This window comes from Micromonospora sp. NPDC049799, assembly GCF_040656655.1.
Lineage (GTDB): Bacteria > Actinomycetota > Actinomycetes > Mycobacteriales > Micromonosporaceae > Micromonospora.
This window is the reverse complement of sequence record NZ_JBFAMU010000891.1, coordinates 1-1,147: the sequence shown is the minus strand read 5'-3', so window position 1 is coordinate 1,147 and position 1,147 is coordinate 1. Positions and strand designations below refer to the sequence as shown.

Here is a 1,147-nt window from a genome sequence, read left to right as displayed (position 1 = left end):
TCGCGCATCGACCTGTCGGATGAGCAGGTCGGCAACGTCAAGGCGATCATCGCCGCGACGAAGAAGGCCGACATGGACGAGCGCGCCGCCGTGGTCGCGATCGCGACCGCGCTGCAGGAGTCGAAGCTGGAGAACCTGGGTCACCTGGGTGAGCGCAACGACCACGACTCGCAGGGCCTGTTCCAGCAGCGTCCGTCCTCGGGTTGGGGCACGGTCGAGCAGATCACCGACCCGGAGTACTCGACGATGGCGTTCCTGAAGGGCCTCAAGCAGGTCGACGGGTGGAAGGACATGCCGCTGACCAAGGCCGCCCAGACCGTCCAGGTCTCGGCCTACCCCGACCACTACGCCCAGTGGGAGCAGCAGGCCGCCGACCTCGTCGCCGAGCACTGGAACAGCTGACCATCACAGACCTTCCTCTAAGGGGGAACAAGCCGCTGGCCGGCACCCGAACACCGGGTGCCGGCCAGCGGCCTTTCGCGCCGAAGGGCTGGTCAGAAGGGCTGGTCAGCGGGTGGGGCGGTGGGAAGTCGGGGTGGTGGGGGTGCGAGGCACCTCGGCGGCGGCGGTGGCGCGGCGTCGTCGGAGCAGCCGGCCCAGGACGACCAGCGCCACGGCCAGCACGCCCATGTCGTCGAGGTAGATCGGGTCGGGAAGCAGGTCGACCGGGAGCACGGTGTAGACCAGCGCGCCGTAGAAGGCGACCTTGCCGCTCACCCCCAGCGTGCCGAGCAGCCGGCGGGTGCGGATCACCCGGATCGCCAACAGCACCGCACCGACCAGCGTCGCGACCGCCACGACGCCGACGAGGATCCACGCCTCCCGGGACACACCGTCACGCTAGCCCAGTGCCGCCCGATCCGCCCGCTTCGCCACCCGTACGGGGACGGTGGAGGTCAGTAGGCGGGAACGGCGGCCCGGCCGCGAGCCGTGGTGGCGCGCTCGCGGGCCGGTACGGCCGGCATCTCCCGGGTCTGCTCGGGCGTCGGGGTGGCCGGGCCGAGCAGGGTCAGCACCGAGGGCGCCTCCTCCTCCGGCCGGCGTTCGGTCGCCGCGTACGCCTCCTGGCGCAGGCTTCCGCTCACGGCGTGCCGGCGGTTGAGCGCGAGCTGACGGTCCAGCTCGGCCGGCTCGCTCCAGGCGCCGC

At 72.0% G+C, this 1,147-nt stretch carries 2 protein-coding genes and 1 pseudogene; 1 reads left to right on the top strand and 2 read right to left on the bottom strand.

The window, feature by feature from the left end; translation table 11 throughout:
* Positions 1-402 (top strand): hypothetical protein (locus tag AB0I76_RS30400; RefSeq protein ID WP_357042728.1); only part of this gene is annotated, 402 nt, incomplete at its 5' end.
* 105 nt (positions 403-507) lie between these two features.
* On the opposite strand, the gene AB0I76_RS30395 is transcribed toward AB0I76_RS30400, so the two are convergent.
* Together AB0I76_RS30395 and AB0I76_RS30390 are read right to left on the bottom strand one after the other, a co-directional pair.
* Complete coding sequence (locus tag AB0I76_RS30395) at positions 508-831, bottom strand: YkvA family protein (protein WP_357042725.1); 324 nt, start codon at positions 829-831, stop codon at positions 508-510.
* A 65-nt stretch (positions 832-896) separates the two neighbouring features.
* A pseudogene (locus tag AB0I76_RS30390) lies at positions 897-1,147 on the bottom strand (hypothetical protein); the annotation flags it as partial.